Source organism: Pseudomonas sp. PHC1 (assembly GCF_046487845.1).
GTDB lineage: Bacteria > Pseudomonadota > Gammaproteobacteria > Pseudomonadales > Pseudomonadaceae > Aquipseudomonas > Aquipseudomonas sputi.
Window position 1 is genome coordinate 32,994 of sequence record NZ_JBJXHJ010000028.1, and the last position, 23,298, is coordinate 56,291.

Here is a 23,298-nt window from a genome sequence, read left to right on the forward strand (position 1 = left end):
CTGTTGCACCTTGTGTTTTGATGCCGCCCAACGAAACCGTTGGTCTACACTGCGACAGCCAACCTGCGCGCCCGGTTAACGTTAGTCGAATGTCCAGAACCCTGTTGTCAGTCGTCGCATCGATTGTTGCCGTGTACCTGATCCTATGCGCGGCGCTGTTCGTGTTTCAGCGGGCGCTGATCTATTTTCCTCAGCCCGCCAGTCTGGATTCTCCGGACACACGGATGACGCTGGCCATGCCCGACGCCGAGATCCGCGTGACGGTGCGCGAGCGCGCCGGGCCCCGAGCGCTGATCTATTTCGGCGGCAATGCCGAGGACGTTTCGCGCAATCTGCCGGAGTTTTCCGCGGCGTTTCCTGACTATTCGTTGTATTTGCTGCACTACCGGGGATTTGGCGGCAGCGGCGGCTCGCCCTCCGAAGCGGCGATTGCCGAGGATGCGCTGGCGCTGTTCGATCAGGTGTATGCCAGCCATCCGCAGATTGCGCTGCTGGGGCGTAGCCTCGGTTCCGGAGTTGCGGTGCGGCTGGCCAGTCAACGGCCGGTGGAACGGCTGATTCTGGTCACGCCCTACAACAGCCTCGAAGAAATCGCCGCCCGGCAGTACCCGTGGGTGCCGGTGCAGTGGTTGCTCAAGGATCGTTTCCAGTCCGGCCAGTACGCGACGCACATCCGTGTGCCGACGCTGTTGCTGGCGGCGAGCGATGACGAGGTGATTCCACGGGCCAGCACCGAGCGCTTGCTGCACCGTTTTCCCGACGGTGTGGCCACGCTCAGAGTGGTGGCGGATTCGGCACACAATTCGATTTCCGAACGGCCGCAATATCTGCAATGGATGCAGGACGTATTGAATCGCTGAGCACTTCGTCGGCAGCCGTAGAAACCCGGCGCCGCCTCGTGAACCAAGTGCAAAAAGGCCAGTCCTACCCGCGCCGCGTTCTGCGGTTCACTTTCCTTCAGCCATGTCTTTGTTCAGAGCTTTGCGTCCCATGCGCCACGCCGTTCGTTCGTCTCGCTTCGTTTCGCTGTGCCTGTTGATCCTTTCTCCCCTGCTCGCCCCCTCTGCCCACGCCGGCGCCGAGCGGCAACTGGTGGCCGCCATCAACGACTACCGCGCCCATCCGCAACGGTGTGACCGACGCCCGGCCCAACGGCTGGCGCCGCTGACGCTGAAGTCGAACCTGGCGTTGCCGGTCGGCTATGGCTACGGCTACGGCGGTGGATTGCGCGAACGCTTGAAAGATTCCGGCTATGCCGCCGTGGCGGTGCGCAGCATCCGGATCGTCGGCGCGCAGGATGCCGAAGAGGCGTTCGATAGGCTGCAAGACGATTACTGCGGCGCATTGCTCGACGGTCAATACGCCGACATCGGCATCAGCCGCGCCCGCAATGAATGGCAAGTGGTGCTGGCCCGGCCGGTGCTCGACAGCCGCATCGGCGACAACCGCAGCGTCGGCAAGGCCTTGCTCGCCGAGGTCAACGCCGCCCGCGCCCGTCCGCGCATGTGCGGCCGCCAGCGCTTCGCCGCCGCCCGGCCCCTGCGCTGGAACCCGGCACTCGGCGCCGCCGCTCAGGGCCACAGTAAGGCCATGGCCTACGGCAACTATTTCGCCCACCGCGACCCGGACGGCGACGGCCCGGCAGATCGCGCCCGGGCGGCCGGCTACCGTGGCCGGCAGATCGGCGAAAACATCGCCGCCGGGCAAAGCTCACCGGGCAAGGCCATGGCCGGCTGGCTGGCCAGCCCCGGACACTGCGCCAACCTGATGAACCCGATGTTCACCCAGGTCGGCGCGGGGTTTGCGAGCGAGGCGCGCAGTGATGAAGGGGTTTACTGGACGATGCTGTTCGGGGCGCCTTGATCCGGTTCCTTCCGAAAACGTCGAAAAGCGCTGTATGCCGCAACTCGATGTCGGATCGTCAGACCGGAGAAATCGTGGCAAGGACGCCGATCATGATGGTCAACACAAGAAAGCCGCCGAGGAAAATCGCCATCTTAGCCATGAAGGCCTCCTGAATACTGAATGTCCGGCGCACCGGGCGCTCCGGAATGAAGCGCGTCGCGTATGGCCGAACGGCAGGGCTATTTTGGGCGCTTGGCTGAGATGGTTACAGATGCAGATTCGACAGGAAAAAGCGGATCAGATGAATTGGGCTGGCGCATGGGTCGACATTCAGATCGGTACAGAGGGTTCCCATTGCGCCGCTTTGATCTAGAGTCATGGGCGCCGCGCAAAGAACAACAAAAATTACAGGAGTGAAACCATGTCCGACTTGAACCTGCACCCCAACGCCGCCGTATCCCTGAACCGCTGGCACGAGATGATCCGCACCGGCAACCTCAAGGCTCTGCCCGAGCTGCTCGATCCCAAGGCGGTGTTCCGCTCGCCCATGGCCCACACCCCCTACCCCGGCGCACCGGTGGTCGCGATGATCCTCAATACCGTGTTCGAGGTGTTTGAAGACTTCAAATACCACCGTGAACTGGTGACGGCCGATGGCCTGAATGTGGTGCTGGAGTTCAGCGCCAAAGTGGGGGCGAAAGAGCTCAAGGGCATCGACATGATCCGGTTCGATGAACAGGGCAAGATCGTCGAGTTCGAGGTGATGGTGCGGCCGCTCAGCGGGTTGCAGGCGTTGGGTGAAGAGATGGGACGGCGGCTTGGCGCCTATCTGGCGGCCGCCAAGGCCTGAATTCCGGACACAAAAAAGCCCACTGACCGTCACCGGTTCAGTGGGCTTTGTGTGTCAGGCGTCTGGATTACAGAGCCATGTCACGTGCAGCGCTTTCTTTCGGCGCCGGGGCTTTTTCAGCCGAGGCGTCCGCCGCTGGAGCTGCAACCTGGCCAATGACCGGAGGGGTTGGCAGTTGCAGGATCTTGGCGGTGTAAGCCCACTCTTCAGCCACTTTGGCTGGATCGTTGTTCAGCTGGGTGCCGTAGCTTGGAACGATCTGGTGCAGCTTGGCTTGCCACTCAGGGCTGGCGACTTTGTCTTTGAAGACTTTCTGCAGCACGCTCAGCATGATCGGTGCAGCGGTCGACGCGCCTGGGGATGCGCCCAGCAGACCGGCGATGGAGCCGTCTTTGGAAGCAACGATTTCGGTGCCCAGTTTCAGCACGCCGCCAGCGGCTTCATCACGCTTGATGATTTGCACGCGCTGGCCGGCTTGCCACAGGCGCCAGTCTTCGGCCTTGGCGTTCGGGAAGTATTCCTTCAGCGCGTTCAGACGGTCTTCATCCGACAGCATCAGTTGACCGGCCAGGTACTCGACCAGCGGGTATTCCTTGATGCCGACCTTGGTCATAGGCCAGATGTTGTGAGTGGTGGTGCTGGTCAGCAGGTCCAGGTACGAACCTTCTTTCAGGAACTTGGTGCTGAACGTCGCGAACGGGCCAAACAGGATGACGCGCTTGCCGTCCAGGACACGGGTGTCCAGGTGCGGAACGGACATCGGAGGCGCGCCAACCGAAGCTTTGCCGTAGGCCTTGGCCAGGTGCTGTTCGGTGATGGCCGGGTTATCGGTCACCAGGAACGAGCCGCCTACCGGGAAGCCAGCGTATTCCCTGGCTTCTTCGATACCGGACTTCTGCAGCAGGTGCAGGGCACCGCCGCCGGCGCCGATGAACACGAACTTGGCGTCGGTTTCAGTCTTGGTGCCGTCTTTCAGGTTCTTGTAGCTGACGCGCCAGGTGCCATCTGCATTCTTGGTGATGTCTTGCACTTCGCTCGACAGCTTCAAGTTGAAGTTAGGCTTGGTCTGCAGGTAACCGGCGAACTGGCGGGTGATTTCGCCGAAGTTCATGTCGGTGCCCAGCGGGCTCCAGGTGGCCGCGATTTTCTGGTTCGGGTCACGCCCTTCCATCATCAGCGGGACCCACTTCTTGATCACAGCCGGGTCTTCGGAGTACTGCATGCCGGCGAACAGCGGGCTCGCTTGCAGGGCTTCGTAGCGCTTTTTCAGGAACTTGATGTTGTCATCGCCCCACACGAAGCTCATGTGCGGAGTGGTGTTGATGAACGAACGAGGGTCCTTCAGGACGCCTTGACGAACCTGCCAGGCCCAGAACTGACGGGAAACCTGGAACGCTTCGTTGATCTCGACGGCTTTAGGGATGGTGACATTGCCCTTGTCGTCTTCCGGGGTGTAGTTCAACTCGGCGAGTGCGGAGTGACCGGTACCGGCGTTATTCCAGCCGTTGGAGCTTTCCAGCGCCACGCCATCAAGGCGCTCGACCATTTCCATCGACCAGGTCGGTTCCAGCTCATTGATCCACACACCCAGGGTGGTGCTCATGATGCCGCCGCCGATCAGCAGGACGTCGACTTTCTTTGCTTCCTCGGCATTGGCGGAAGACATCCCCATCGCCAAAGCCAGCCCCAGCAAGGCTGTGTTCACTTTCTTAAACATCTGTTGCACCTATGATAAAACGCCTTCCGCCCGCCGCTGTTGTACGTATGAGGTCCCCTTTTTCGCGACACTCAGGCCAGCGTCGCGGGTTCCGGCACACTTCAATTTTGACGGGTGGGCACACAAGGCCGACAGGCAGTGTCGACCTCAGTTATATGTCCCTTCTGAACTGACTTCTTATCATTATTGGCTTCAGCTACTTGAGCGACAGGGGTTCTGTCCGGCCCGCCGAAAAGCGCGCCAGACTGAATTAGGTCAAACCAAGTGGCGCGAAGAATATCACGTCATGGCAAACCCGCGCGTCTGTTCCCGACTCGATAGTCTTTATCCGTTCAAGGACTTATCGGCTGCCAGCGGCCGAACATGACCCCCGTCAGCGGCTCTGGCTTATGCCTTTCAGCCGTTTGACCAGCGCTGCCAATCCAGAAATCGGTCTTTCACTTGTTACAAATAGGGTTCCGGCACCCATCAACTGCACGATCCAACAACCCTCACAACCTGAACCGATCCACCGACTGCGCCAGCCGCCCCGCCAGGCTCGACAGCTCGTCCGTGGTGTTGGCCGTCTCGCCGATCACCTTGCTGTTGCCCTCCGACATGCCCGCGATCATCTCCACCTGATGGGCAATCTCGTTGCTCGCCTGACTCTGTTCGCCAATGGTGCGGGTGATGTCGTTGACCAGTTGCGTGGTGCTCAGGGTGGCGTCGAGGATTTCGCGGATGGCGCGTTCGACGTCAGCGGTGACCGCCATGCCTTTGTCAACCTGGGCGACGCCCGCCTCCATGCTGGTGACGGCCTCGCGGGTGCTGTTCTGGATGCGCGCGACCATCGCGGCGATTTCCTGAGTTGACGCACTGGTACGTGCTGCCAGGCTGCGCACCTCATCGGCCACCACCGCGAAGCCCCTGCCCTGCTCGCCCGCCCGGGCCGCCTCGATGGCCGCGTTGAGCGCCAGCAGGTTGGTCTGGTCGGCGATGCCTTTGATCACCTGAATGATATTGAAGATGCCTTCGGATTCCTGATCCAGGGTACGGATCACTTGCGCCGATTGCTGGGCGGATCGGGCAATGTCGTCCATGTCGCTGACCACCTGATGGATCACCTGCCCACCGTTTTTCGCCAGTGACTCGGCCTGGCTGGCCATGTTCAACGCCCGCTCGGCGTGACGGGTGATTTCCTCGATGCTGGCGGTCATCTGACTCGCGGCAGCGGCCATGGTCCCGGCGGCGGTGCTTTGCTGCTGGCTGCTGTCAGCCACCTGATGGCAGCCGTGGCTCAATTGTTCACTCATGCCACTGACGCCGTGGGCGTTGCTTCGCACCACACCGATCATGTTTCGCAGGTCGCGTTGCATGGTCGCCAGCGTGCGGATCAGCGCACTGGCTTCGTCCTTGCCGGACGGTTCGACGATCGGCTCGCTGAGGTTGCCGTGGGCGATGCTTTCGGCAATGCGGCTGGCGGACTTCAGCGGCCCCATGATGCTCAGGATCACCCAGCGACCTTGAGCCAACAGCAACAACAGACTGGCGATCAATACGATACCGAGCGCGATATTGGCATTGTGGATCGCCGCTTCGGTGCCTTCGCTGGTCTGCCGGGTATTGGTTTCGATCAGCTCGCTGAGGGCGGCCATCTGTTCTTCGAGCTGGCTGAACGCCGTGCCGAACGTCCCGAGATGCTGCTGGGCGCTGTCCGGATCTTCCAGTGCAAGACCGACGATCTGCTCGCCGGCGCTGATGTAGGTGTCGAGGCTTGGCTTGATCTGCTCGAGCGCGGACTTGATCGTCGGATTTACCGGCAACTTGAGGTTTTCACCCAGCACCTCGCGAAAATGCGCCGCATGCTCGTCAACCGAACTGCGCACCTCGTCGGCTGAACTGGTGCTCTTGCCCGGCCCGACCAGCATCGCCGAATACACGTCGGCGCGCAGGGCGTCGTGCATCATGTCGGCTTCCATGTGATTGCGCAGCGCGCTCATGCTCACCGCGTTGTCACTGACCGCCGAAGCCATCCGCTGATTGCCCACATAACTGACCAGGCTCACGATCAGCGCCGTCAGCAGGCTGGTCGCAATCAGCAACACCAAACGCAGTTTGATCGACACCGTGATTTCCTCCCTGGTCGCGCCACACGGCGCCTTTCAACGCTTCAGTTAAGCCTATTTGCGTGAATTCGCCGCGTTAGAGCGTCGCAGAGTGTGTCGTTACATCCGGTAAAAATGCGGCACTGTGCGACGGTTCTCATTCCATCCCCTACCGCCTGACCCGACTTATGGAACTCCCGTGCCCGCCGACACCTCTCACATTATGTGGTACTTCCTTTTCGCTTTACGCTGCTGGAGGAACACCGTCATGCGTCGTTTATTACTGGTTTCGTCTCTTGTGCTGTGCCTGCCTTTCGGTTCGGCTCTCGCCCGCGTGGATGCGGGGGATGTCGCCACTTCGGCCGGCGTTTCCGCCTCGCTGTATTCCACGTTCAAGGATCACAAAATGGTGATTCCGGCCCGTGACGACCTGTCGGCATTCGTCGCCAGTGGCGGAACAATCCGTGGTGTGTACCTGGAATCGGTACTGCAGCAGGTGCGTCAGGACAATCCTGGCCTCAACGCCAGCGATGAAGAGCTGGCCAATGCCATCCTGGTTCACTACGAAGGCTTGTCGCAGTAACCACGGCACGTTCGATGATGGTGGCTGACGGATTTGCCACCGTTACGCCCTGCCGATGGACGGCTGGCGAATGACCATGGGCAAAACCGTCGAACGGCCTCTATGATGGAGGCCATGACGATTTCCGCCTCGCTTCGCTCCCCTTGCCCGCCGGGTCTGTGCATCTGCGGGCGTGATCCGCTGCTGGATACGCCCGGCGCGGATGTGCGCATCCTGCTGCTGACCCGCGAGGAGGAAAAGCGTCTGCTCGAGCGTCTGGAAAACCTCAAAGACCTCGCCGACCTCGAGCGGCTGCAAGGCAAGATGTTCGATCAGCTAGGCATTCGTGTGCTGATCGCACCGAAGTTCGGTGAAGTGCGGACCGTGCGCGGCGGCATCGAGATCGAAGTCGAAGAGCGTCCAGGGCTTTGCCGCAAAACCCGCAAGACCATCCCGGCCGCCATCCGCCGGGGTCTGGAAAACAATCCGCAAGTCGCCTTCGACCTGCTCAACGCCCACGACTTGCTGCGCGGCACCTGATCATTTCTTCATGCCCACCCGCTTGCGCATCTCGGCCGTAATGCTCTGCCGGGTTTTCCTCATGGCCGCCCACGGTTCATCCCCCACTTCCGCCAGCCGTTCGTGAACGTTGCGCACGTTCCATTGATCGGCGCCTTTGATCTCGCCGACCTCTTCCCGAAACAGCGGCACCGACACCGGCAACCCTTCGCGGGTACGCGCCGCGTAGGCACAAATGGTAGTGGCGCCCAGCCCGTTGCGCAGGTAATCGATGAAGATCCGCCCCACACGGTTTTTCGGCCCGGACACCGCAGAAAAACGCTCCGGCAACAATTTCGCCATGTGCGTGACGATGGCGTGGCTGAAATCCTTGACCTCGTCCCAGCCATGCTTGCGGATCAGGGGCACCACCAGATGAATGCCCTTGCCGCCGCTGGTCTTGAGGAACGCCTTGAGGCCCAGCTCATCGAGCACGGTCAGGGTCAGCGCCGTGGCTTCGACCATGCTTTTCCACGGCAGCGCCGGGTCCGGGTCGAGATCGAGGACGAAGCGATCAGGCTTGTCCAGATCGGTGATGGTGGCGTTCCAGGTGTGCAGTTCGACCGTGCTCATCTGCACCGCGCCGATCAAGGCTTCGGCGTTGTTGATCAGCATCACCGGCTGGCCGGTCAGGTCTTTGTCGAGCGTGCGGATGCCGGGGATCGCCAAGTGCTCGGCGTTCTTCTGGAAGAACAGCTCACCAGCGATACCCTCGGGTGCGCGCACCAAGGCCACCGGGCGATCCTTGAGTTGCGGCAGAATCCACTCGGCGACACCGGCGTAATACTCGGCCAGCTGCATTTTGGTGGTGCCACTGCCGGCGTCGATCACCCGGTCGGGATGGGTGATCCGCACTTTGCCGTCGGCCAGGCCGGATTGGGACGGCGCGGTCGATTCAGCCTTTGAAGTCTTCATGGGTTTGGCGCGCTCCTCGGTGATGTCCTTGGCCGGTTTGTCCTCGCGCAAGCCATGGAACACGGCGTGACGCACCGAGCCGTCCTGGGTCATTTCGGCGAACGCCACTTCCGCCAGCAGACTCGGTTTGAGCCAGTGCACACCCTTGGCCTCGAACCCCGTGGGCGGATTGACCACCGCCGGCTTCTTGACCCGCAACGGCTTGAGCTGTGCAAGGAGGCTCTTGAGGGTGGATTCATTGAATCCGGTGCCGACCTTGCCCGCGTACCGCAACTCGCCGCGGTCACGATCATGCAGCCCCAACAGCAACGCGCCGAACGCACTGCGCGCACCTTTCGGATCGGTATAGCCGACGATCACGAACTCCTGGCGATGCTTGCACTTGAGCTTGATCCAGTCGCTGCTGCGGCGCGACACGTAAGGCGAGCCAAGGCGTTTACCGATCAGGCCTTCCATGCGCATCTGGCAGGCGCTGTTGAGCAACGCCTGCGGGGTTGCATCAAACGCCTCGGAAAAACGCAGCAGCGAGTCTTGATGGGTTTTCAGCACCGTGGCCAGCGCTGCACGCCGCTCCTCCACGGGCACCTCGCGCAGATCGACACCGTTCAGATACGGCAGATCGAACAGGTAATAGACGATGTTTTCGCTGCGTCCCGAATCGAACGCGTTTTGCAGGGCCTGAAAATCCGGCACGCCGTCCGCATCGGCGACGACCATCTCACCATCCAGCCACGCCGATTCCAGGCCCAGCGCCGCCAGGGCCTGAGCCTGTTTCGGCAACTTGTGCGTCCAGTCATGGCCATTGCGGGTGAACAACTGCACCTCATCCTGATCGATGCGCGCCATGATCCGATAGCCGTCGAACTTGATTTCGTATTGCCAATCACCCTCCGGAGCACTCTCCACCAGGGTGGCCAGTTGCGGTTTGAGCTGCGCGGGAATATTGGCCTTGTGCGCCCCGGTGAGTTTGCCCGAGGCCAGCTTGCGCGGTGCTTTTGCCGGGCCTTGAAGGGGTTTGACCTGCTTCGCACTGAGCCGGGGTTTGTCGACGATGGTGCGCTCGCTGAGCACGCTGTCAGGCTCGGCGACCAGCACGTCGTAATCGCTTTGCGGGCGTGCGGCGCTGTCCTGATGCTTGATCAGAAACCATTGCTCTTTCTTGCCCGGCATGTGGGTGCGCACCAGATTCCACACCCCGGCGAGTTTCTCGCCGCGCAGTTCGAATTTGAGTTTGCCCTTGGCATAGGCTTTCTCTGGGTCTTCCCGCGGAATCCACACGCCGCGATCCCACACGATCACATCGCCGGCACCGTAGTGCCCTTCGGGAATGCTGCCCTCGAACGTCGCGTAGTCCAGCGGGTGATCCTCGACGTGCACCGCCAGCCGCTTGACCTTGGGATCCAGCGACGGCCCCTTGGGCACCGCCCAGCTCTTGAGCGCGCCGTCGAGCTCCAGGCGAAAGTCATAATGCAGGTGCGAGGCGTCATGCTTCTGGATGCAAAATTGCAACGCCTGCTCACCGCCGGGCTTCTGGCCCCGACGGTGGTCGGCCGCCGGCTCCGAGGTCGCCGAGAAGTCGCGCATCCGGTTGTAGTCGTCGAGATTCCTGCTCATCCTGCACCTGCCTTGTTTCAGCCTGTTCGAGTCACCGTCAGCGCCACCACGGCAATCCGGTCGACGCGCTGATAGCCGGGGTTCAACAACTCTTCGCCGAACACATCGGGATCGAGTTCGCGGTAGGTCCAGCCGAAGCGTTTTTCATCCAGCCGTGGCAATACCGTGTCGAGGAAAGGATCGCGGCCATCGACCATCGCCACGCCGGTGTACAGCAGCAGCGAGCCGCCGGGCGTCAGGTGGTTGAGCGCCTGTTCGACAATGCGTAACGACAGCCCCGCCCCCAGCGTCCCACCGCCATGGCGGTAAGCTCGCCCGGCCGGATCGGCCATGTAAGGCGGGTTGGCGACGATCAGATCGAACTCACCGTCCACGCCTTGCAATACATCACTGGTGCGCACCTCGACGTTGGCCACTTCAGCCAGCGCCGCGTTGATCGTGGTCAGGCGCAGCGCAGCGGGGTTGATATCCACCGCCAGCACTTGCGCGTCTCGCCGGGCACGGCCAATCAGAATCGCGCCGACGCCGGCGCCACAACCGATGTCCACCGCCCGGTGAATGGGCGCAAAGTTCTGCTGCAAATGGCTGTGGATCAGTTGAGCGAAACGATAGGTGTCCGGGCCGAAGAACACCGAATCGGCAGCATCGGTGGGAAACCCCGAATGCACGAACAGCAAATCATCCAGGCTCGACCAGCGCACCCGGCTCTTCAAGCGCCCGTCGAACGCATCAATCACGTGGGCGTCCTGCAATTGTCGCTGTTCATCGGCAGACAGAAGGCCCGGTTCGAACGGGCGCGACCACCCGAACACCTCCCGCAGGCCATCGGCGGCCTGCCCTTCGTCGCGCTGGTTGACCCGTTGGTGGGTCAGCGGCGTCGGGGTGATGAAACGATAGCCATCGGCCTGCAGGCGCCGCCCCAGTTGCAGCAGCACCCGATCGTTGGCGGACAGTTGTTCTTCCTGATTCATTGATGACTTCCTTAACGCAGGCCGGATTTGAGTTGGATGAAATGGCGAGTGGCGAGCAGCCCGGCCGGATGCGCGTGCCGGGCCGGCGCAAGCCAGGGAATCAATGTTGCGAATTGGGTGTGAGCGTCCTGCCCTTGCAGGGCAGCATTCAGGCGCTGCACATCGGGGTCTTGTTCGGGCACCTCGATCGGCGCAGGGCCTGAGGGGCGGCGACGGAACGCGACGGGTTTGTCCGCCGAAATCCAGTCACCGGCAATCCAGTCGTGCACCAGTTGCTTTTCATAGGCGCTGAATACGCCGAACATCGCCGCACCATCGCCATCGATCAATTGCCAGAAACGGCTGCCCTGTGGATCTTCGTGGCGCTTGATCCAGCCCTTGTCCTGCATGGCTTGCAGGAACCCGGGCAACTGCTGCGGATCGGCCAGCCACTGATTGACGGTCTTGCCTTCAAAGCGGCAATAGTCGGAGTGCATGTGTTGAGCGAACGGACACTTGCGTTCAAGCATCGCCAACAGTTCGAGCTCCAGATCGAACCCCTCGATGATTGCGCGGCTGCCCTGCCCCAGGTCATTGAGCCGATAGCCCAGCGATACCCGGCGCAGGAAATCGCTGCGGTCGGCCTCCAGGGGCAGCAGATCCAGAACGGCCTGAACGGCTTTTTGCGCATGGCCGGTACTGGCATTGTCGATGGTCACGTGCAGGGTGAAATAGTACGGATCGATCCCCAGTTCACTGAGCTCGTAACTGCTGATCAACAGGTGCAAGGGCAGCTGTTCGTAGCCAAGGTTGTAACCGATCACCTCCGGCAGAAAATCCATGCCGCAGGCCCCCAGGGCCAATTGCAGCGCGCCTTGCAGGTAGCGTTCGTCGGGCAGTGGACTGCTGGGCTCGAGGCCCTGTTCGGCGAGCAATTGCCGGTAGATCACCACGTGATTCTGCGCCGGGTTGCCCTCGCCCAGTTCTTCCAGATAAGTGCTGATCAGACTGCTGAAGCGCGGATCGCGCCATTGGCCCAGCAAGCCGTAGAGCCAGGCGCCATCGACCCGTTTGGTCGGCGCCACCGCTTGCAGGAAATACAGCGCATGAGCCTTGCAACTGAAAAACTGCCGCGCTCCTCCCGCCTTGCGTTGTTGCAGGTAGTCGGCGTATTGCCGGGCGACATCGGCGCAGTGTTCGGCCACCCAGGCATGCCACTGCGCGGGGTCCGATGGCAGTTCATCCTTCAACTGCGCAGCTTGCAGCAGTTGGTGTTCCAGGAAGGCCCGCGCCAGCGGCTGCGGATCTTCGTCGAAAAAAAGTGCTTCATGGATACGCCGCCACTCACCCAGGGAGTCGAGGGGGTGCGATTGGGCAGGCGTCGCTTGCAGGTGAGTCAGGACAGTCATGGCAATATTCTCGATCGATTGGCAGGACGCTCAGTCACTCGCCTCTAATGCAGCAGAGAGGCGGCGCCTGCCGAAAATTCAATCGACGTTAAATGTGCCCGGACGGACGGAGCCTTCGCCACGCGCCTGACTTGAACAGGCGCGGGCGAAGATCGTGAGGTTTTGCTGTCAGGCTGTGCCCTTGGCCTGCTGCTCCAGGTGAACCTGCAATTCGGGGTCGATCTGCAACGCCGCCGCCAGTTCATCCAGATAATTGCGTTCGGCGTCCTGCTGATCGTCCACCAGCATCACGCTGGCCAGGTACATTTCGGCGGCCATGGCCGGATCGTTCTGCGCCGCCTGGGCGACTTCGGTGGGATTCAGGGGTTTGGCGACTTCGTCGTCGAGCCATTGCTGCAGGTTCGGGTCATCGGTGTGCTTGCCGATTTCGCTGCTGATCAGGTGTTTTTCCGAGTCGTCGATCCGCCCGTCCGCCTTGGCCGCGGCGATCAACGCACGCAGAACGGCATGGCTGTGTTCTTCGACTTGCGGGCCGGACAGCAGGTCCGCGGTTTGCGGGGTCTGCTGCGGCGCGGTGGAGGCCTGGCTGCGTTGCCACGCCTGATACGCCTGGAAAGCCATCATGCCCAGCGAGGCCAGCGCCGCGTAATGGGTGCCGCCGGAGCGACGCTGCGTGCCGCCACCCAGCGCGCCGCCACCGCCAAGCAATCCACCAAGCAGCCCGCCCAGGCCACCCAGTCCTCCGGCAGGAGAACCGCCGCCGCTGGTACCGCCACCGCCCAGCAGACCGCCGAGCAACCCGCCAAGCCCGCCCAGTCCCCCGCCGGCCGACGCGCCACCTGGTTGTCCCGCCGAGGCCTGGCCTCGCAGCAGTTGTTCGAGCAGATCACTGGTGTTCATGACGTCGTCCTCAGGCAAAGGGTATGACTGCGTCAGGCAACGATAGTCCTCTTGATGCGATGTGCCAGCACCGTTGGGCTGACGTGGCCATGGGCGAGTGATTCTCCAGAGAACTTTTTTCCCGGCCAGCTAATCTTCACGAATGGGTGAACCTTGACCCGGCCCGACCGGTCGATAGCTGCAACCCCGACCCGGTTGGTCGCCGCCCTTGCTGCCCAAGGGTTTACGCGGCTTGCTGCACTTTCTGGAGAACGCCTTCGTGATATCGACCGTCCACATCGCCAGGCTCAAGGCCTGGGGCGCCCATGGTTTCACCGCGACCGGCGTGGTCACCGCCTTCCTGGCCACCCTGGCCCTGCTGGAAAACCAGCCGATTCACTGCCTGATGTGGCTGGGCGTGGCACTGATCGTCGACGGCCTCGACGGGGCGCTGGCGCGCAAGGTCAACGTGCAGTCGGTGCTGCCGAGTTTCGACGGATCGATCCTCGATCTGGTGATCGATTACCTGACCTACGTGTTCATCCCGGCGCTGTTCATCTATCGCTACATTCCCCTGCCCGACTACACCCTGCTGCTGACCGTGTCGCTGATTCTGGTGTCGTCGCTGTTCTGCTTCTGCAACGTCAACATGAAGAGCAAGGACAACTATTTCGTCGGCTTCCCCGCCGCCTGGAACGTGGTTGCACTGTGCCTGTACATCATCGATCCGGGGCCATGGCTCACCTTCCTGACGGTGATTGGCCTGGCGCTGCTGACCGTGACCCGGATGAAATTCCTGCACCCGTTCCGGGTACGCCGGTTCATGCCGATCAACATTGCCGTGACGGCGATCTGGCTGCTGTGCAGTCTGTCGCTGGTGCTGAACCACCCGGTGATCAACCCGCTGGTGATGGGCTTGTGGCTGCTGGCGTCAGCGTACTTTCTCGGCATCTGCATCTGGCGCACGGCGCTGGAGTGGTTTGACAGTGCGCATCTGAAATAGAAGCTCTGCAGGGATCCCTGTGGGAGCGAGCAAGCTCGCTCCCACAATGGTTTCAGCGCTTGGTGATGACGACCTCCAGATATTCACTCGGCACCACCATCGATTCCACTCCCGCCCGGTTCAACCCGTCGATCAGTAAAGCAAGATCTGTCTCCAGCGCCTGCCCGCTCTCGGGCGGCAACGCGGCGAACGCCTTGTGCACCGGGCCGTACCAGTGGCGAAACACATCAATGAAATGCGCCGCCGAGCGGTAGCGAAAGTTGAAGTGGCGGCGAGTCACCTGGACCTGGAACTGGCGATCATCGAAGTTCGAATGCAGCCAGGCTTCCGCGCCCCAGTTCGAGGGCGGTTGCGCACCCGGTGGCGGTGGCAGGTAGCGGCCGAGGGTCTTGAACATCTGGCCGACGAAGCCTTCGGGCGTCCAGTTGGCCAGGCCGATCCGTCCGCCACGGCGACAGACCCGCGCCAACTCCTTGGCCGCCTTGGCCTGATCCGGGGCGAACATCACGCCGAAGGTCGACAGCACCGCATCGAAACTGGAATCGGCAAACGGCAGCGCCTCGGCATCGGCGACCTGAAAGGTCACGTCCAGATGCTCGGCGCGCGCCCGGTCCTGGCCGCGTTCCAGCAGCGCCGCGACATAATCGGTGGACGTCACCCGACAACCACGGCGTGCCGCCGCCAGCGTGGCATTGCCGTTGCCGGCGGCAACGTCCAGCACTTCTTCATCGCAGCGCAAGTCGCAGGCTTCGGCGAGGGTTTCGCCGACGATCTGCAACGTGGTGCCGATCACGGCGTAGTCGCCACTGGCCCAGGCGACTTTCTGGCGTTCCTTCAGGGCAGTGAGATCAATGGGGGTACTCATGAATGGGTGCTCCGCGGCAGAGGGGTCAATCGGCGGTCGTCGGGTCGATGATGCTCGTCACCCGGGACACGCTATTGGCCGGAAATCCCCCACGCTTGGCGTGTTCGCGTACCAGCTCCTCGTTGGGTGCGATGTACACGCAATAGATCTTGTCGGCAGTCACATAACTCTGCAGCCACTGCACCTCTGGCCCGAGTTCACGCAGCACGTTGCAGGACGTTTGCGATACGGCCTTGAGTTCTGGCTCCGATAGCTTTCCGGCTCCTGGAATCTCGCGTTCAATCACGAACTTCGGCATGGCAACCTCGCATTCTTTTTATGGATGTCAGAGCCGTTGTTGGCCCCGCTCGCCCACTATCGCGCGGGCGTTGTCCGGCGTCCCTGCCAATCGTCCGGAGAGCCCATAAAACCGGGCGTTGGCCGATGAATGGCGGGATTTTGTAAAGGCCCCGAAACAGATATTGGAAAAGCCAAACGGCCCGGGAAGGTTGACTCCGGGCCGTTCGCTCTTATTGATCAGGCCGCAGGTGCCTTGGCCTCTTTGAGCAGCTGTTGAATCATCTGCTCCTGAGCCTCGTAACGCCCTTCGCCGAAGTGGGTGTAACGCACCTGGCCCTTGGCGTCGATCAGGTAATGCGCCGGCCAGTACTGGTTATCGAAGTTGCGCCAGATCGCGTAGTTGTTGTCGATGGCCACCGGGTAGGTTATGCCGAGCTTGTGCACCTGATCCTTGACGTTGTCGATGATCCGCTCGTAGCCGTATTCCGGGGTGTGCACGCCGATCACCACCAGGCCGTCCTTGCCGTACTTCTTCTCCCACGCCTTCACGTACGGCAGGGTGTGCTGGCAGTTGATGCAGTCATACGTCCAGAAGTCCACCAGCACCACTTTGCCGCGCAGGGACTCAGCCGTCAGTTCCGGCGAGTTCAGCCATTGCACCGCGCCGGACAACGACGGCATCGCGCCTTTGCTCGCCTCGTCTTCGGTCGAGTCCGCACGGACTTTGCTGACGAAGTAGTCCAGCACTTTCGGCACGTTCTCCAGCACGCTTTTCTCGACCGATGCCACGCCTTGGGACGAGGTATTGGCCAGCAGCAGGTTGTCGGCACCGGTGGCGATCACCGCCGCCGTCGCCAGCACCGCAACGCCCGCCCCCCGGCGGAACCAGCCAGTGAACGGAATCGACGGTTTCAACCGATTGACCAGACCGCGACCAGCGAAGATCAGCGTCCCCAGCGACAGCGCACTGCCCGCACCGTAGGCCAGCAGCAACAGGCTGGTCTGAGCGTTGGCGCCTTGCAGCATGGCACCGGTGAGGATCACGCCGAGGATCGGACCGGCGCACGGCGCCCACAACAGACCGGTAGCGACGCCAATCATGATCGAGGCCATGGGGCCGGTCTTTTTCCGGGCGTCGGGGTCGAGGCGATTGCCCAGCCGCACGAAGGGCCGCGCCAGCCAGTCACCGATGCGCGCGGAAATCAGCGACAGCGCAAACAGCACCATCACCGCCAGCGCAATGTGGCGACCGGTGTTGCTGGCCTGGATCACCCACTCGCTGCTGACCACCGCCAGGCTGGAGATCAGGGCAAAGGTCAGGGCCATGCCGCCGAGGGTCAGCAGGATCGAAGAACGGGTGCGGTCGGCTCCGACGAACAGAAACGGCACCACCGGCAGGATGCACGGACTGAGGACAGTCAACAGACCGCCCAGGAAAGCGATGAGAAACATGAGGTTCACCTTTTGAATAAGGGGTGGTCTGTTGACTGGATCGGGGGCCGGCCGTTACGGGCAGCCCCCTTCAATCCTCAAGCCGTCTGGTTTTCCAGCCATTGGCTTTGCGGCGTACGGCTGGCACCGTTCTCGGCCAGCGTCTGGCCTTGCGGCGTACGGCTGGAACCGTCGGCGGCCACCCTCTGCCCCTGCGGCGTGCGGCTGGAACCGTCGGCGGCGATCAGGCCGTCGTTGCCCGGCTTGGCCACCGGGGCCAGTTGAAAGCAGGTGCTGCTGCCACAGCTGTGCTGTTCGACGGCAGCGTTGGCGTGAGCCGCGACGCCGGCGAGGGAGAAGGCAACAGCGGTCAGATAGCGCGATACGTTGTTCATGGCGAGGTTCCTTTAATAGCGATGGGTAATCAGTTGTCCTGGTTGCAGCCGTCGGCGAATTTGCGGTAGTCGAGCACCTGGGTCTTGCCGGCCGAGTCGAGGTACGTCAGGCGGGCGTCGACGACGCCGCAGGTCATCGAGTTGTCCTGTGTCAGCGACACCACTTTCTGGATGTCCAGGTGGCTGCCGTAGGCGTAGGTTTGCGGGGTGACATCGGCTTCGGCGCGGGCCGACAGAGTGCAGATGTTCAAAGCGGCAAACAGGCAAGCGGCAGCAATCGATTGGGTCTTGGCGTTCATGGCGTTTTCCTCGGGGCTTCAATGGTTGAATCGTTGATTGGGCCGAGGCGTTCTGTGTGTGCCTCGATGGAGCTCATTTAAAGCTCGCGAGGTATCGCGCATGTGTCGGCAAATGCCGTGTATAAATCGCTACGTATCCGCGCGCGTCCGGGATACACAGCGATACAAAACCCTGCAAAAATCCGCTTTTTGCGTCGGCATGTATCCGTCACAGCGCTGGATACACTGCAATACAAAGGCAGGCAGGCGGGTCCGCGCGGGCTCGATAGACTGCCCGGCAATCCCCTTTGATTGAGGTTTGGCCCCATGGAACATGTCGATCACATCCTGATCGTCGACGACGATCGCGAGATTCGCGAACTGGTCGGCAATTACCTGAAGAAGAACGGCCTGCGCACCACAGTGGTTGCCGATGGCCGGCAGATGCGCAGCTTTCTGGAAGCCAACACCGTCGACCTGATCGTGCTCGACATCATGATGCCCGGCGACGATGGCCTGCTGCTGTGCCGCGAGTTGCGCTCGGGCAAACACAAGGCCACGCCAATCCTGATGCTCACCGCGCGCAACGATGAAACCGACCGCATCCTCGGTCTGGAAATGGGCGCCGACGACTACCTGACCAAACCGTTCGCCGCCCGCGAACTGCTGGCGCGAATCAACGCCGTGCTGCGTCGCACGCGCATGCTGCCACCCAACCTGGTGGTCACCGAAAGCGGTCGGCTGTTGGCGTTCGGTCGCTGGCAGCTCGACACCTCCGCTCGGCATCTGCTGGACAAGGACGGCACCATGGTCGCCCTGAGCGGCGCGGAATACCGTTTGCTGCGGGTGTTCCTCGACCATCCGCAACGGGTGCTGAGCCGCGATCAATTGCTCAACCTGACCCAGGGCCGGGACGCCGATCTGTTCGACCGCTCCATCGATCTGCTGGTCAGCCGTCTGCGCCAGCGCCTGCTGGATGACGCCCGCGAACCGGCCTACATCAAGACCGTGCGCAGCGAAGGCTATGTGTTCTCGCTGCCGGTCGAAGTCCTCGGAGCCCCCGCATGAATGTCGCCCTGCGCTGGCCGCGCACCCTCGCCTCCCGCTTGTCGCTGATTTTCCTGATCGGCCTGATCCTCGCTCAGGCGCTGTCGTTCGGCGCGCAATATTACGAGCGCTACGAAAGTGCGAAAAACACCATGCTCGGCAACCTCGAGACCGACGTTTCGACCTCGATTGCCATTCTTGATCGTCTGCCCGCCGAAGAACGCCCGATGTGGCTCAAACGCCTGGCGCGCAAGAACTACGGTTACTTGCTGAGCGAAGGCGAACCGGGCACACCGCTGGACCCGCAGGACGTGCCGATTGCCGTCACCTCGATTACCGACGCAATTGGCGAGGCCTATCCGCTGACATTCACCGATATTCCCGGCCCGAAAAAACACTTTCAGGGTCACCTGCGCCTGAGCGACGGCAGCCCGGTGACCATCGATGTGCGTCCGTCGATGGTGCCGCTGTCGCCGTGGCTGCCGGTGGTGTTGCTCGGGCAACTGGCGCTGATGCTCGCCTGCACCTGGCTGGCGGTGCGCATCGCCATCCGCCCCCTCACCCGCCTCGCCAACGCGGTGGAAACCCTCGACCCCAACGCCCACCCGATCAACCTCGACGAAAAAGGCCCGAACGAAGTGGCCTATGCTGCCCGCGCCTTCAACTCGATGCAGGCGCGGATTGCGGCGTACCTGAAAGAACGCATGCAGCTGCTGGCGGCGATCTCCCATGACTTGCAAACCCCGATCACCCGCATGAAGCTGCGGGCGGAGTTCATGGACGATTCAGCCGAGAAAGACAAACTGTGGAACGACCTCGGCGAGATGGAACATCTGGTGCGCGAAGGCGTGGCCTACGCCCGCAGCATCCACGGCTCGACCGAAGAAAGCCGGCGCACCAACCTGGATTCGTTCCTCGACAGCCTGGTGTTCGACTATCAGGACATGGGCAAAGAGGTGCAGTTGAGCGGCAAGAGTGACGCGGTCATCGACACCCGTCCCCATGCCTTGCGCCGGGTGCTGGTCAACCTGACCGACAACGCGCTGAAGTTCGCGGGAGCGGCCGAGCTGCTGATTCAACGCGACAAGAGCGGCCTCTCGATCAAGGTCATGGATCGCGGCCCGGGCATCGCCGAAGAAGAGCTGGCCCAGGTGATGGAACCTTTCTACCGCGTGGAAAACTCGCGCAACCGCAGCACCGGCGGCACCGGGCTGGGGCTGGCGATTGCCCAGCAACTGGCGCTGGCGCTGGGTGGGTCGCTGACGCTGAGCAATCGCGAAGGTGGCGGGTTGTGTGCGGAGCTGAAGTTGCCATTGAGCTGAGCGCCAGCGGTCGCGACTGTCAGATCTGACAGTAGCCGGCCAGGCAGAATTATTGTGGGATGACACCTCGCTCAGCCGTTGCGGGGTGCTCCATGTCTCTGCTCGAAATTGTCAATCAAACCTGTCGACGACTGGCACCCGGCGGCTGGCACTCGCTGATGCTGGCCCATGGTCTGGACATTCTCGCCGTACCGCTCAAGGACGAACTGCTCAAACCCTTGCGTATCGACCGGTCGCTGCCCGGTTTTGAAGACTTTTGCCCGACCGGCAATCGGGCGATCGAACCTGCCCGGCCTGCCCAAAGCCTGCTCTTTCATGCGCTGGCGTCGCCAAGGGTCACGCGCGATGCAAGTGGTCAGCCCCTGCAAACCTATCCAAGCCCTGTCGAGATCCGGGCTGTTCTGAACTACGTCTTCGGCGTCCGTCCGCCCTCGCTCAAGGATTTGCAGCGAAAGGCCCAGGGCGAACCGCTGGCCGTGGCAGTGTTTGCCAGCGAGTACCGTTGCGCCCCCGACACGGTTCATGGTGAGCACGCCGATCTGTGTTACTCGCGCACCGGAATTGCTCGTGTGGGCAATACCAGCGCCCTGTATGCCCCCGAGCTGCGCTGTTTCTTGCCGTTCGTTCAGGACGACCCCTACGGCATTCGCATAATGCCGGTGCATTACAGCGCCTATATCGCCGTGCAACGCCAAGGAAATCACGAACAGTTCGGCCCGATGGATGCTCAGCCGGACGTCGATCCCGCACTGAAATTCTGGGTGCCGATGCACAAGCTGTTCGATGGCAAGGAATGCCTGGCGGGACTGGATCTGGAGGTGAAATTCAAAGCTTTTCATATCAATGAAAAAATTCGCCACATCCATCTGCGTCACAGCGACACCGGCTGGCAAGAACCGGATATTTCCCAGTCGCCCTTTGTCATCACCGATGGTCTGGCAATGCTGGAGGTGGAACCCGGATCGGGATCGGGCCTGCTGTTGCCAAGGCCCAGACCGCAGCTTGCCGAGCCGGCCCGTTACCGGGGCCAGTTGTTGTCATTCACGATGCCCAAGGACTCGGGGGGCATGATCCATGGTCGGTCAATGCTGCACGACAATGGCACTATCGAAGATCTGAACCACCGCGAGGGTGTCGCCGAACTGGTGAAGCAAGGCGGATATCGCGCCCTGCACCATCGGGACGGCACGGCCGACGGTTACATCCGCGCGCACTGCACGTCGCTGGGGCATCTGCAGTCGATTCCTGCCTATTCGATCATTGCCACCCCGGATTTCTTTCCGTTTTGCCACCCACGGCGCTTGATGCGCTGGGCAAGGCAAGTGCCAGCCTTTACCGACCCGAACATCTGGCATGCCCGCCTGCAGGCGTTATCGAACGTGCGTTATTGCGCCAACCTGACACTCGCGGATCAACCGTTCTCCCCGGAGGATCGGGGAGTCACCGCGATTGTCGGCTTACCGCGCAAGCCCGGCCTACCGCCGCCGGCCGGCACCGATCTGGCCGACATTGATCGTCCCACCTCATTGCCGGACGGCGATACCGGCATTTTCGCCCCGGGATGGGGGGTGGGCTGGGTTCGCAAGCCAATCCCGGATGGCCACTGGATCAACCATCTGGTCGGTTACCAAATGGCCAGTCCGTTTCCCGAGGACGCCAGAATCTGCGCAGCATTGGGCTCTTTCTGGCCCGGCCTGGCACCCGATTCCGCTCGCACATTCGAGCCCCGCTCAAGCCTGCACACCATTATCCCGTTGACCGATGCGGAAACCGGAACAGGCGCCGTCGCCTGGGACAACCAGCGCCCCCCACAACTGATCCAGGATCAGCGCCGGACGTTCGTCCGCTATCGCGCCTACGAATACAGCGATTACACCCAAGTCGCCCTTGAAAACAGATTTTCCCTGCAGCAGACCGGCGCAATCACCCAGCAGGAATACCAGAACCGGGTGCTCTCGATGTATCGCGTCTACAACGTACTCGGTGCGGGAACCGACAAGTCCCTGCGCCATGCGTGGCCGTTGCTGTCCTTCATCCGAGTGCAGCGACCCGATCCGGAACTGGACTCGGCGCAACAGCAGGTCGGCATAGTATTGCGCGGCTGGGTCTATCGCTTCCTGATGTACGAACGCGGCACCGAAAGCATCCCGGACGAAGACTTCAGAGGGCGCGATGTGCAGGTCAGGCAACAGGTACGACTGTTCGTCAGCGCCGAGACGATACTCGTCAAATACGAACATGCTGCGTGGCAACTCGCCCTTGAAACCCTTTGATGTCGTGGTGGTCGGCGGCGGTCCGGCGGGGTCGGCGGCGGCGATCGGTTGCGCACAACGCGGTCTGCGCGTGGCATTGATCGAGCGTCATGACTTCCCGCGGTTTCGCCCCGGTGAAAGCCTGCATCCAGGCATCGAACCCGTGCTTCAGCAACTGGGTGTCGCCGGACAACCATGCGTGCAGCATGCATTGCGCTTCAACGGGTACTGGGTGCAATGGAACAAGCCGCTGCGCTTCATCGGTTTTGGTAGCGACGACGATGGCCCGTGGCGAGGCTTTCAGATTCCCCGGGCAACCCTGGACACGACGTTATTGCAGCACGCCGCAGCGCTGGGAGTGATGGTCCATCAGCCGTGTCGCGCACTCGCCGTCCTCAGCGAAAAGAATCGTGTGACCGGTGTACGAACCGATTCAGGCCGGTTGCGCGCCGACTATGTGATCGATGCCAGCGGCGCATCCACCTGGCTGCATCGGCAGCTGGGATTGACCAGCCACCCCTGTTCGCCACGTCTGATTGCCCGCTACGGTTATGTCCGGGGTTGTCCACCCGGTTATCAGCATGCACCGCACCTGGCGGCGGGCCGCGATGGCTGGACGTGGATCGCAAACGTGCAGGCGCACGTGACGCACTGGACGCATCTGGCATTCAACGCGCCAGGCCTGCACTCCCCGGTCGTTCCCCAATCGCTGCGACACTTGCCCACGCAGGGCGCCATCCACGGCGCCGATGTAACGTGGCGCATCAGCACTGCGCCAGCCGGTGGGGGCTATTTCATGGTCGGCGACGCGGCCAGCCAGCTCGATCCGGCGTCTTCCCATGGCGTGCTCAAGGCCTTGATGACCGGCATGCAGGCCGCGCAGGTGGTGTCCGACTGCATCGGGCAGCCCTCCGTGCAGTCTTCTGCTCAGAGGCAATACCGCCAATGGCTGGGCGACTGGTTCGAGAAGGACATGGCACAACTTCGTCGCTTCTATCGCCTTCATCCCGACCCGCCGCGCTGGCTGGCTGCTGACGACTGAC

At 62.0% G+C, this 23,298-nt stretch carries 21 protein-coding genes and 1 pseudogene; 10 read left to right on the forward strand and 12 right to left on the reverse strand.

Annotated features, from left to right (window positions below; all coding sequences use genetic code 11):
- The first annotated feature begins 89 nt into the window (after positions 1 to 89).
- From ACKJSM_RS25895 to ACKJSM_RS25905, 3 genes are all read left to right on the forward strand, one after another.
- Positions 90 to 860 (forward strand): alpha/beta hydrolase, encoded by a 771-nt coding sequence (locus tag ACKJSM_RS25895; RefSeq protein WP_236181718.1) that lies wholly within the window; start codon positions 90 to 92, stop codon positions 858 to 860.
- Positions 861 to 990: 130 nt separating this feature from the next.
- A complete protein-coding gene (locus tag ACKJSM_RS25900; RefSeq protein WP_410239250.1) occupies positions 991 to 1,863 on the forward strand; it encodes a CAP domain-containing protein in 873 nt (290 codons plus the stop codon).
- Positions 1,864 to 2,266: 403 nt separating this feature from the next.
- On the forward strand, positions 2,267 to 2,695 hold the full coding sequence (locus tag ACKJSM_RS25905) for a nuclear transport factor 2 family protein (RefSeq protein WP_236181720.1): 429 nt from the start codon (positions 2,267 to 2,269) through the stop codon (positions 2,693 to 2,695).
- 67 nt (positions 2,696 to 2,762) lie between these two features.
- Here ACKJSM_RS25905 and mqo read toward each other — a convergent pair whose 3' ends face one another.
- From mqo to ACKJSM_RS25920, 3 genes and pseudogenes are all read right to left on the reverse strand, one after another.
- Positions 2,763 to 4,412, reverse strand: a complete 1,650-nt coding sequence (gene mqo / locus ACKJSM_RS25910) for a malate dehydrogenase (quinone) (RefSeq protein WP_236181721.1) — start codon at positions 4,410 to 4,412, stop codon at positions 2,763 to 2,765.
- A gap of 491 nt (positions 4,413 to 4,903) precedes the next feature.
- Entirely contained in the window at positions 4,904 to 5,767 is an 864-nt protein-coding gene (locus ACKJSM_RS25915) for a methyl-accepting chemotaxis protein (RefSeq protein WP_410239262.1), read from the reverse strand.
- A pseudogene (locus ACKJSM_RS25920) lies at positions 5,762 to 6,517 on the reverse strand (MCP four helix bundle domain-containing protein); the annotation flags it as partial. The pseudogene ACKJSM_RS25920 and the gene ACKJSM_RS25915, both read right to left, overlap by 6 nt.
- Before the next feature lie 247 nt (positions 6,518 to 6,764).
- Between ACKJSM_RS25920 and ACKJSM_RS25925 the strand changes: the two are divergent.
- A complete protein-coding gene (locus ACKJSM_RS25925; protein WP_236181723.1) occupies positions 6,765 to 7,079 on the forward strand; it encodes a DUF2388 domain-containing protein in 315 nt (104 codons plus the stop codon).
- A 114-nt stretch (positions 7,080 to 7,193) separates the two neighbouring features.
- Positions 7,194 to 7,598, forward strand: coding sequence for a hypothetical protein (locus tag ACKJSM_RS25930; protein ID WP_410239251.1), 405 nt, complete (start codon positions 7,194 to 7,196; stop codon positions 7,596 to 7,598).
- On the opposite strand, the gene ligD is transcribed toward ACKJSM_RS25930, so the two are convergent.
- From ligD to ACKJSM_RS25950, 4 genes are all read right to left on the reverse strand, one after another.
- Positions 7,599 to 10,145, reverse strand: a complete 2,547-nt coding sequence (gene ligD, locus ACKJSM_RS25935; protein ID WP_410239252.1) for a DNA ligase D — start codon at positions 10,143 to 10,145, stop codon at positions 7,599 to 7,601.
- 17 nt (positions 10,146 to 10,162) lie between these two features.
- On the reverse strand, positions 10,163 to 11,116 hold the full coding sequence (locus tag ACKJSM_RS25940) for a methyltransferase (RefSeq protein WP_236181725.1): 954 nt from the start codon (positions 11,114 to 11,116) through the stop codon (positions 10,163 to 10,165).
- Between the two features lie 11 nt (positions 11,117 to 11,127).
- Positions 11,128 to 12,504, reverse strand: a complete 1,377-nt coding sequence (locus tag ACKJSM_RS25945) for an iron-containing redox enzyme family protein (RefSeq protein WP_410239253.1) — start codon at positions 12,502 to 12,504, stop codon at positions 11,128 to 11,130.
- A gap of 168 nt (positions 12,505 to 12,672) precedes the next feature.
- Positions 12,673 to 13,404 carry a tellurite resistance TerB family protein gene (locus ACKJSM_RS25950; RefSeq protein ID WP_236181727.1) on the reverse strand — a complete coding sequence of 244 codons (732 nt, stop codon included), beginning with the start codon at positions 13,402 to 13,404 and terminating at the stop codon, positions 12,673 to 12,675.
- A gap of 259 nt (positions 13,405 to 13,663) precedes the next feature.
- Here ACKJSM_RS25950 and pcsA point away from each other — a divergent pair, with 259 nt between their 5' ends.
- Positions 13,664 to 14,386, forward strand: a complete 723-nt coding sequence (gene pcsA / locus ACKJSM_RS25955) for a phosphatidylcholine synthase (protein WP_039767868.1) — start codon at positions 13,664 to 13,666, stop codon at positions 14,384 to 14,386.
- 52 nt (positions 14,387 to 14,438) lie between these two features.
- Here the strand turns inward: pcsA and ACKJSM_RS25960 are convergent, their stop codons facing one another.
- The 5 genes from ACKJSM_RS25960 to ACKJSM_RS25980 all read right to left on the reverse strand — a co-directional run bounded on the left by ACKJSM_RS25960 (position 14,439) and on the right by ACKJSM_RS25980 (position 17,655).
- Positions 14,439 to 15,251: a class I SAM-dependent methyltransferase gene (locus tag ACKJSM_RS25960; protein ID WP_410239254.1), complete on the reverse strand. Its 813-nt coding sequence runs from the start codon at positions 15,249 to 15,251 to the stop codon at positions 14,439 to 14,441.
- Between the two features lie 25 nt (positions 15,252 to 15,276).
- A complete protein-coding gene (locus ACKJSM_RS25965; RefSeq protein ID WP_236181729.1) occupies positions 15,277 to 15,549 on the reverse strand; it encodes a DUF4242 domain-containing protein in 273 nt (90 codons plus the stop codon).
- 218 nt (positions 15,550 to 15,767) lie between these two features.
- On the reverse strand, positions 15,768 to 16,982 hold the full coding sequence (locus tag ACKJSM_RS25970) for a cytochrome c biogenesis protein DipZ (protein WP_410239255.1): 1,215 nt from the start codon (positions 16,980 to 16,982) through the stop codon (positions 15,768 to 15,770).
- A 77-nt stretch (positions 16,983 to 17,059) separates the two neighbouring features.
- Entirely contained in the window at positions 17,060 to 17,356 is a 297-nt protein-coding gene (locus tag ACKJSM_RS25975; protein ID WP_236181731.1) for a hypothetical protein, read from the reverse strand.
- 29 nt (positions 17,357 to 17,385) lie between these two features.
- Positions 17,386 to 17,655 (reverse strand): DUF2790 domain-containing protein, encoded by a 270-nt coding sequence (locus ACKJSM_RS25980; RefSeq protein ID WP_236181732.1) that lies wholly within the window; start codon positions 17,653 to 17,655, stop codon positions 17,386 to 17,388.
- Positions 17,656 to 17,961: 306 nt separating this feature from the next.
- On the opposite strand from ACKJSM_RS25980, the gene ACKJSM_RS25985 reads away from it, so the two are divergent.
- From ACKJSM_RS25985 to ACKJSM_RS26000, 4 genes are all read left to right on the forward strand, one after another.
- Positions 17,962 to 18,702: a response regulator gene (locus ACKJSM_RS25985; RefSeq protein ID WP_011333526.1), complete on the forward strand. Its 741-nt coding sequence runs from the start codon at positions 17,962 to 17,964 to the stop codon at positions 18,700 to 18,702.
- A complete protein-coding gene (locus ACKJSM_RS25990) occupies positions 18,699 to 20,003 on the forward strand; it encodes an ATP-binding protein (protein ID WP_236181733.1) in 1,305 nt (434 codons plus the stop codon). The genes ACKJSM_RS25985 and ACKJSM_RS25990 overlap by 4 nt, the downstream gene beginning before the upstream one ends.
- Before the next feature lie 92 nt (positions 20,004 to 20,095).
- A complete protein-coding gene (locus tag ACKJSM_RS25995; RefSeq protein ID WP_410239256.1) occupies positions 20,096 to 22,276 on the forward strand; it encodes a hypothetical protein in 2,181 nt (726 codons plus the stop codon).
- Positions 22,263 to 23,297: an NAD(P)/FAD-dependent oxidoreductase gene (locus tag ACKJSM_RS26000; protein ID WP_410239257.1), complete on the forward strand. Its 1,035-nt coding sequence runs from the start codon at positions 22,263 to 22,265 to the stop codon at positions 23,295 to 23,297. The genes ACKJSM_RS25995 and ACKJSM_RS26000 overlap by 14 nt, the downstream gene beginning before the upstream one ends.
- Position 23,298: the final 1 nt, after the last annotated feature.

Coding starts and splice junctions, on each gene's coding strand:
- ACKJSM_RS25895 (WP_236181718.1), top strand. CDS start 90: ATGTCCAGAACCCTGTTGTCAGTCGTCGCATCGATTGTTGCCGTGTAC.
- ACKJSM_RS25900 (WP_410239250.1), top strand. CDS start 991: ATGCGCCACGCCGTTCGTTCGTCTCGCTTCGTTTCGCTGTGCCTGTTG.
- ACKJSM_RS25905 (WP_236181720.1), top strand. CDS start 2,267: ATGTCCGACTTGAACCTGCACCCCAACGCCGCCGTATCCCTGAACCGC.
- mqo (WP_236181721.1), bottom strand. CDS start 4,412: ATGTTTAAGAAAGTGAACACAGCCTTGCTGGGGCTGGCTTTGGCGATG.
- ACKJSM_RS25915 (WP_410239262.1), bottom strand. CDS start 5,767: ATGCAACGCGACCTGCGAAACATGATCGGTGTGGTGCGAAGCAACGCC.
- ACKJSM_RS25925 (WP_236181723.1), top strand. CDS start 6,765: ATGCGTCGTTTATTACTGGTTTCGTCTCTTGTGCTGTGCCTGCCTTTC.
- ACKJSM_RS25930 (WP_410239251.1), top strand. CDS start 7,194: ATGACGATTTCCGCCTCGCTTCGCTCCCCTTGCCCGCCGGGTCTGTGC.
- ligD (WP_410239252.1), bottom strand. CDS start 10,145: ATGAGCAGGAATCTCGACGACTACAACCGGATGCGCGACTTCTCGGCG.
- ACKJSM_RS25940 (WP_236181725.1), bottom strand. CDS start 11,116: ATGAATCAGGAAGAACAACTGTCCGCCAACGATCGGGTGCTGCTGCAA.
- ACKJSM_RS25945 (WP_410239253.1), bottom strand. CDS start 12,504: ATGACTGTCCTGACTCACCTGCAAGCGACGCCTGCCCAATCGCACCCC.
- ACKJSM_RS25950 (WP_236181727.1), bottom strand. CDS start 13,404: ATGAACACCAGTGATCTGCTCGAACAACTGCTGCGAGGCCAGGCCTCG.
- ACKJSM_RS25960 (WP_410239254.1), bottom strand. CDS start 15,251: ATGAGTACCCCCATTGATCTCACTGCCCTGAAGGAACGCCAGAAAGTC.
- ACKJSM_RS25965 (WP_236181729.1), bottom strand. CDS start 15,549: ATGCCGAAGTTCGTGATTGAACGCGAGATTCCAGGAGCCGGAAAGCTA.
- ACKJSM_RS25970 (WP_410239255.1), bottom strand. CDS start 16,982: ATGTTTCTCATCGCTTTCCTGGGCGGTCTGTTGACTGTCCTCAGTCCG.
- ACKJSM_RS25975 (WP_236181731.1), bottom strand. CDS start 17,356: ATGAACAACGTATCGCGCTATCTGACCGCTGTTGCCTTCTCCCTCGCC.
- ACKJSM_RS25980 (WP_236181732.1), bottom strand. CDS start 17,655: ATGAACGCCAAGACCCAATCGATTGCTGCCGCTTGCCTGTTTGCCGCT.
- ACKJSM_RS25985 (WP_011333526.1), top strand. CDS start 17,962: ATGGAACATGTCGATCACATCCTGATCGTCGACGACGATCGCGAGATT.
- ACKJSM_RS25990 (WP_236181733.1), top strand. CDS start 18,699: ATGAATGTCGCCCTGCGCTGGCCGCGCACCCTCGCCTCCCGCTTGTCG.
- ACKJSM_RS25995 (WP_410239256.1), top strand. CDS start 20,096: ATGTCTCTGCTCGAAATTGTCAATCAAACCTGTCGACGACTGGCACCC.